We start from the raw sequence: 7,001 nt of genomic DNA on the forward strand, positions 1-7,001 counted from the left end.
TGCTCTTCCGATCTGCCGGGCGGCGGGGCCGGCTCGGCGGCGTGCGTGGCGCTCACGTGACGGCCGGGTGGCCGGCGGCGCTGGCTATGGCGTCCAGTTCGGCCCGCAGCACGTCGGCGGGCGGGTAGTGGCCGTCGCGTTCCAGCAGCAGCGCGGGCGGCCTGCGGCGGGCGCACAGCGCGCCGACCAGCTCCAGCACCTCGGTGGGCACCGGATCGGTGTGCGTGTCGTGGTAAAGCCCGCCGTGCTCGGCCCCGCCGGCCACGTGCACGTAGGCGATCCGGTCCAGCGGCAGCCGGTCCAGCAGGGCCTGCGGGTCCTGGCCCCGGTTGCGGGCGTTGGCGTAGACGTTGGCCACGTCGAGCAGCAGTTCCGCGTCGGTGGCGTTGAGGATCTCGGTGAGGAAGTCCGCCTCGTCCAGCTCGTCGTCGGGCCAGTCGAACAGCGCGGCGATCGGCTCCAACGCCAGCGGCACCGGCAGCTCCGCCCGGGCCCGCCGGACGTTCGCCACCACCGCCGCCACCGCCTCCCGGGTGCGTGGCAGCGGCAGCAGGTGCCCGGCCTCCAGCCCGCCGGCCCGGACGAACGCGACGTGCTCGCTGACCAGGGGCGCGTCGACCAGTTCGGCCACCCGGGCCAGGTGCGTCACCCGGGCCGGGTCGACCGGCTCCGCGCCGCCGAGGGAGAGCCGCACCCCGTGCGGTACGACGGTGACATCGCGCTCCCGCAGCGCGGCCAGCCCCGGCGGGAGGGGGCCGCCGGGGGCGAGCGACTCCGCCACCACCTCGACGAAGCGCAGGCCGGGCAGCGCGGCGACGAAACCGGCGATCTCCGGCCGCCAGCCGATGCCCACCCCCTGCGGCCGGGTCATCCGCCGCACCCTCCGCCGCCGCATCCTCCTCCGCCGCCGCAGGAGCTGCCGCCACCGCACGACGAGCCGCTGTCGCCCGACGAGGTGCTGCCGCCGCACGTGACACCCGAGGAACCGCTGTAGCCGCTGCCACTGCTGGCGTTCAACGCCTGCCGCTGGATCTCCGCCTGCGCGGCGAAGCCGGGGTCGAGGGCGTAGAGGGAGACGGTGCCGAACAGGGCCACCCCCATCGCCGCGCCGGCCGGACCGTAGGTCGCGTAGGCCGGGGCGGAGTCGGGGGCGAGGTGGTGGTTGCTGCTGCGCAGGCGACGCATCATCACGTTCGCCGTCCTGGTCCGTCGGGGCGTACGGGCCACCAGGGCGAACGCCACCCCGAGCCCGGCCAGGGCGAGCAGCAGCCAGCCGACCGGCCGGCCGTTGACCAGGCCGGCGACCAGTCGCACCACGCCGAGGGCCAGCAGCACCAGCAGCAGGTTCCGCCCGCGCCGCAGGGCCCGTACCCCGTCGGCGTCGATCAGCAGGCCGCGCTGCTCCAACCCCTGCCGCAGCTGCTCCAGGGCGCGGCCCACCCCGGCGTCGCGGCGCAGCTCCCGGGCGGCTACCGGCTGGCGGGCGGCGTGCCGGATCGCGTGGTCGAGCGGGGTGACCCCGCTGGGCGTCGACCCGGTGGCGATCAACCGGCGGTCCGGTTGGACGTCGATCGCACCGGCGCCGCGCAGGCCACCCAGCGCCGCCCAGACGGCGAGCTGGTCGCCACCGTTGAGGTAGGCCACCTGCTGCGGGCCGAGCTGGTCGGCGCCGACCGCGTCCGGGCCGGCGGCCGTGCGCCGTCGGTGCACCAGCACGCCGACCACGGCGACGACGGCGACCAGCAGGTACAGCTTCAGGAAGAGCGGGCCGGGGATGCCCCAGGTGTCGCCCGGTGCGGCAAGGGTGTTCATGGGCTGCTCCTGTCGCGCGAGGGGGATCGCGGCCCCATTGTGGGACAGCCCCGCCACGCCGGCACGGCGGCGGTGGGCGAGTTACCGAGCCGAGACCTGCCCCGCCCCGGGTGGGGTCAGCGGCGGCGGACGGCCTCCTCGACCAGGTCCAGCACCGGCCCGAGATCGCCGGCGGGCCGGCCCATCGCCAGGTGCAGCACCAGCCCGTCGTACGCCAGCTCCAGGAACTGGGCCAGCACGTCGATGTCGATGTCCTCGCGGAGCACCCCGGCCTCGCGTTGCCGGACGAGCCGGTCCCGGGTCGCCTCGGCGATGGCGGCCGACCGTTGCGCCCACCGGCGGGCGAAGGCCGGGTCGGTGCGCAGCCGGCGGGACACCTCCAGTTGGCTGCCCAGCCAGCCGGTGGTGTCCGGGGAGACCGCGCGGGCGAGCAGGTCCCGCATCACCTGGACGAGGCCGTTGCGGGCCACCGTGGAGACCATCACGGCGGCGTCGTCCTCGGCGACGGCGAGGAAGAGCGAGTCCTTGTCGCGGAAGTGGTGGAAGATGGCCCCCCGGGACAGCCCGGTCGCCTCCTCCAGCCGGCGTACGGTGGCTCCCTCGTAGCCGTGCCGGGCGAAACAGGCCCGGGCCGCGCCGAGGATCTCCTGGCGGCGCGCGTCGAGCTGGTCCTGACTTACTCTGGGCACGGGTTGATCGTCGCAGGTGACCCTGCGCAAGGCAAACCGTACGTACGGCTTGCTATTGGCCGTCACCTCGGCCTGCCGGACGCGCGTCCGGTTAGGATCGGCCGGTGGCGACAGCCCCGGTCACCTCCCCCCACCCGTGCACCGCCCCCGCCCGACCCCGGCTGCCCGACGGTCGACGACGGGCGGCTCGACCCTGTCGGCGGCGGTCCCCTCTCCCGTAAGGTGCCTCAGTGCCGTTGCTCCTGCTCGACCTGGACAACACCCTGCTCGACCGGGCCGGGCCGTTCCGCGCCTGGGCCGAGGGTTTCCTGGCCGAGATCGGCGCGCCGGCCACCGACATCGACTGGCTGCTGTCCATCGACGCCGACGGCCTGACCGACCGGTGGGACATCGCCGACGCCATCCGGGACCGGTACGCGCTGCGCATCCCCTCCATCGACCTGGTCGAGGAACTGCACGACGGGGTGGTCGGCTACACCCGGCTGGACCCGCTGGTCGCCTGCGCGCTGCGGATCGCCGACGACGCCGGGTGGCTGCCGGTGGTGGTCACCAACGGCTCGGTCCGGCTGGAGGACGCCAAGATCCGGCAGACCGGCCTGGACCGCTACATCGCCGACTGGGTGATCTCCGAGGAGGCCGGCGTGAGCAAACCCAACCCCCGGATCTTCGCGCTGGCCGCCCAGCGGGCCCGGCTGCCGCTGCGCGGGGCGTGGGTGGTGGGGGACAGCCCGGAGGCCGACATCGGCGGGGCCGCCGCGGTCGGCCTGCCCAGCGTCTGGCTGCACCGGGGCCGGAGCTGGACCGACGACCGGTTCGCCCCGACCCGCACCGTCGACTCGTTGATCGCGGCGGTCTCGGTGGTGCTCGCCGGCGGGTAAATCGGTTGTGCCCCGGTCGGGGCGTCGGCCAGCATGGGCCGGCGCGCACGCGCAGCCGGGCGGGGCCCGGTCGAGGAAGGGAGGTCGGTCATGGCCGTCTTCGCAGGGTCGTACCACCTGCCTCCATCAGCCTCGACCAAGGGATCACCAGCACCGTGCGCGAACACGACCTCCCGGCGCCGCAGCGCCGTGGCCGCGGCAGGAGCCGCTTCGACGACGACGAGACACCCTTCCTGACGTACGGCCGGCAGCCGGCCCGTACCGCACCCGAGGACGAACCCGAGCCCGAACCGGAGGACGACTGGTCCTCCTGGGACCAGGCCGTGCACGGACCCGAACCGCACCCGCGGTGGCTGGTCACCGAGCTGGCCGCCCGGGACACCGACCTCGGCGTGCTCAAGACCGGCAAGGAGGCGGACGTCCACCTCGTCCGCCGGGCGGTGCCCGACACCGACCGGTCCTGCCTGCTGGCGGTCAAGCGGTACCGCGACGCCCAGCACCGGCTCTTCCACCGCGACGCCGGCTACCTGGAGGGACGCCGGGTGCGCCGGTCCCGGGAGAACCGGGCGATGGCCGGCCGGACGGCGTTCGGCCGGCAGATGATCGCCGGTCAGTGGGCGGCGGCCGAGTTCACCGCGCTGTCCCGGCTCTGGGAGATCGGGGCGGAGTCCGGGCGGATCGCCGTGCCGTACCCGGTGCAACTGCTCGGCACCGAGCTGATGCTGGAGTTCGTCGGCGACCCCGACGAGGGGACCGCCGCGCCCCGGCTGGCCCAGCTCCGCCCCGACCCGGCGGAGCTGCGCTCCCTCTGGGAACAACTGGTGGACGCCCTGGTGGTGCTGGCCCGGGCCGGCTACGCCCACGGCGACCTGTCGCCGTACAACCTGCTGGTGCACGCGGGACGGCTCGTCATGATCGACCTTCCGCAGGTGGTCGACGTGGTCGCCAACCCGCAGGGGCCGGAGTTCCTGGCCCGCGACGTGCGGGTGGTGGCCACCTGGTTCACCGCCCGGGGGCTGCCCGCCGCCGACACCGACCCGGCCGCCCTCACCGGCCTGCTGCTGCGGGAGGCGGGGGTGCGCTGACGCGGCGACGCCCCGGACGGCCGCCGGCCGTCCGGGGCGTCGGGCGTTCACTGGAGGTAACGCTCGACCTCCGACACCGGTCGGGCGCCCTGTGCCTCCGGGTCGCCGTGCGCCTCCCGGGCCGCCCGGCGGCGACGCAGCAGGTCCCAGCACTGGTCCAGGGACTCCTCCAGCGCGCGCAGTTGTTCCTTGGCCTCGTCGTCGGTGCCGGATTCGTGGGTCTGGGCCGCCGACCGGAGCCGGTGCTCCTCGTCGACCAGTTCCGAGATCCGGTGCAGGATGCTCTTGTCGTCCATGCCCCTGAGCCTGGCACAGCGGGCTCGGCCGCGCCCGCGATCGGGGTCGGCCGGCCGGCGACGGTCCCGTCCGGCCCGCCGTCGTGCCCGTCGACACCGTCGGGCCGGTACCATCCATGGTGGTCACCATCGCCTCCGACCTGCGGCACCGACCCCGCCTCCATGATCAGCATGGCTTGAGTGATGGTGGTGCCGACTGCTAGCGTGCGCCGGGTTCAGGTGTGTCGTGACGCGTCGGGCGTCCGGCGGCCACGGTCCGGCCCGGGGGCGGTGTGATGGGTTCCGGCAGCACGCGTCTGCGTACCAAAATCGTCGCCCTGCTCACCTCGCTCGTCGCGCTCTGGTCCTTCGCGGCCTGGGTGACCGTCCAGGACGGCTTCACCCTGCTGTTCGTCCAGACGCTCAACAGCCGGGTGGCCGACCCGGGCCAGTCGCTGCTCACCGCGTTGCAGGACGAACGTCGGCTCGCCAACGCCTACCTGGGCGAACGCGGCCAGTCGCAACTCGACGCGCTGACCGCCCAGTGGCAGCGCACCGACCTGGTGTCGGACGACTTCGGCACGTCGGTGGGCAGCTGGCAGGCCGAACTGGCCACCGGGGCGGACACCCGCCGCCGGGTGGACGAGGTGCTGACCGGGCTCAGTGGTCTCACCGGCGTCCGGGAGTCGGTGCGCGACGCCGGGGTGAACCGGGCCGAGGCGTCGGCCGCGTACACCGCCATCCTCGCCGCGGTGCTGCGGATGTACGGCTCGCTCGGCCAGCTCGACGACCCGCGGATCGCCGCCGAGAGTGAGACCCTGGTCGACCTATACCAGGTACGGGAGCTGATCTCCCAGCAGGACGCCCTGATCACCGGGGTGCTCGCGGCGGGCCGGATGACCGGCGACGAGTACGCCCGCTTCGCCCAACTGGTCGGTGCGCAGCGCTACCAGACCGCGGAGGCGGCCGGTGAGCTGTCCCCGGCCGACCGGGTCCGCTACGACCAGCTCGCCGGCTCCGACGCGGTGGCCCGGTTCCGGGTCCTGGAGGACCGGGTGATCCAGCAGTCCCGGTCGGGGGCCACCCTGCCGTTGACCGCACAGGAGTGGCAGTCGACCGTCGGGCCGGCGATGCAGGCCCAGGTGGACTTCGGGGTGACCATCGGCGACGCGCTGATCGACCGGGCCACCCCGGTCGCGGTGGGCGTCATCGTCCGGCTGGTGCTCGCCGCCGGTCTCGGCCTGATCGCCGTGGTCGCCTCCATCGTGGTGTCGATCAGCACCGCCCGGCACCTGGTCCGCCAGTTGGCCCGGCTGCGGGACGCCGCGCTGCTGCTGGCCCACGAGCGGCTGCCCGGTGTGGTGGACCGGCTCGGTCGTGGCGAGGACGTCGACGTGGCCCGCGAGGCCCCACCCCTGGACTTCGGCGACGACGAGATCGGCCAGCTCGGGCGGGCGTTCAACGCCGTGCAGGAAACCGCCGTCCGGACGGCGGTGGAGCAGGCCGAGCTGCGTCGCAACGTCCGCGGGGTGTTCCTCAGCCTGGCCCGGCGGACCCAGGCGCTGGTGCACCGCCAGCTCACCCTGCTCGACGCGATGGAACGGCGCGAACACGATGCCGAGGAGCTGGAGGACCTGTTCCGGGTGGACCATCTAGCCACCCGGATGCGGCGCAACGCGGAGAACCTGATCGTGCTCTCCGGGGCCACCCCGGGCCGGGCCTGGCGGCGCAACGTGCCCATGGTGGACGTGGTGCGCGGCGCGGTCGCCGAGGTCGAGGACTACACCCGGGTGGACGTGCTGCCGCTCGGGCCGGTCGCGCTCGCCGGCCGGGCGGTCGGTGACGTGATCCACCTGCTCGCCGAGCTGATCGAGAACGGACTGTCCTTCTCGCCGCCGACCACCACGGTGGAGGTGCGGGGTCAACTGGTGACCGCCGGGTACGCCATCGAGATCGAGGACCGTGGCCTGGGGCTGACCGGGGAGGAGTTGGCCGCGGCGAACCGCCGGATCGGCGACCGTTCCGAGTTGAACCTGGCCGACGCCGCCCGCCTCGGCCTGTACGTGGTGAGCCGGCTGACCGAGCGGCACGGGGTGAAGGTGCAGCTCAAGGAGTCCGCCTACGGGGGTACGACCGCCGTGGTGCTGATCCCGTCGGAGCTGGTCGTGCCCGGTGACCCGAGCCCGTCCGGCGCCCAGCCGGTCCTCGCCGCCGGCCCGGCCACCCCCGCCGTGCCGCCGGCCGGCGAGGCCCCGCTGCCGG

Annotated in this window: 7 protein-coding genes; 3 read left to right on the forward strand and 4 right to left on the reverse strand. The window is 74.5% G+C overall.

All coding sequences use genetic code 11. From position 1 onward, the window contains the following. Window positions 1–52 precede the first annotated feature (52 nt). From H1A17_RS32900 to H1A17_RS32910, 3 genes are all read right to left on the reverse strand, one after another. Window positions 53–871: a DUF692 domain-containing protein gene (locus tag H1A17_RS32900; RefSeq protein ID WP_194823711.1), complete on the reverse strand. Its 819-nt coding sequence runs from the start codon at window positions 869–871 to the stop codon at window positions 53–55. Further along, window positions 868–1,812: a TIGR04222 domain-containing membrane protein gene (locus H1A17_RS32905; protein ID WP_145920841.1), complete on the reverse strand. Its 945-nt coding sequence runs from the start codon at window positions 1,810–1,812 to the stop codon at window positions 868–870. Before H1A17_RS32905 ends, H1A17_RS32900 begins: the two co-directional genes overlap by 4 nt. Window positions 1,813–1,928: 116 nt before the next feature. Next, window positions 1,929–2,501: a TetR/AcrR family transcriptional regulator gene (locus H1A17_RS32910; RefSeq protein ID WP_088645028.1), complete on the reverse strand. Its 573-nt coding sequence runs from the start codon at window positions 2,499–2,501 to the stop codon at window positions 1,929–1,931. A gap of 230 nt (window positions 2,502–2,731) precedes the next feature. Between H1A17_RS32910 and H1A17_RS32915 the strand changes: the two genes are divergently transcribed. Continuing rightward, a complete protein-coding gene (locus H1A17_RS32915) occupies window positions 2,732–3,379 on the forward strand; it encodes an HAD family hydrolase (RefSeq protein WP_145920840.1) in 648 nt (215 codons plus the stop codon). A 155-nt stretch (window positions 3,380–3,534) separates the two neighbouring features. Then, complete coding sequence (locus H1A17_RS32920) at window positions 3,535–4,464, forward strand: serine protein kinase RIO (RefSeq protein ID WP_145920839.1); 930 nt, start codon at window positions 3,535–3,537, stop codon at window positions 4,462–4,464. A 47-nt stretch (window positions 4,465–4,511) separates the two neighbouring features. Here the strand turns inward: H1A17_RS32920 and H1A17_RS32925 are convergent, their stop codons facing one another. Further along, window positions 4,512–4,760: a DUF2630 family protein gene (locus H1A17_RS32925; RefSeq protein ID WP_145920838.1), complete on the reverse strand. Its 249-nt coding sequence runs from the start codon at window positions 4,758–4,760 to the stop codon at window positions 4,512–4,514. A gap of 275 nt (window positions 4,761–5,035) precedes the next feature. Here H1A17_RS32925 and H1A17_RS32930 point away from each other — a divergent pair. Then, window positions 5,036–7,001, forward strand: a 1,966-nt coding sequence (locus tag H1A17_RS32930; protein WP_194823712.1) for a nitrate- and nitrite sensing domain-containing protein, incomplete at its 3' end; no start/stop codon positions are given.

This window comes from Micromonospora sp. S-DT3-3-22 (assembly GCF_015354745.1).
GTDB lineage: Bacteria > Actinomycetota > Actinomycetes > Mycobacteriales > Micromonosporaceae > Micromonospora > Micromonospora wenchangensis.

Bases quoted from the DNA above. Each gene is read 5' to 3' on its own strand.
- H1A17_RS32925 (WP_145920838.1), bottom strand. From the start codon at position 4,760: ATGGACGACAAGAGCATCCTGCACCGGATCTCGGAACTGGTCGACGAG.
- H1A17_RS32905 (WP_145920841.1), bottom strand. From the start codon at position 1,812: ATGAACACCCTTGCCGCACCGGGCGACACCTGGGGCATCCCCGGCCCG.
- H1A17_RS32900 (WP_194823711.1), bottom strand. From the start codon at position 871: ATGACCCGGCCGCAGGGGGTGGGCATCGGCTGGCGGCCGGAGATCGCC.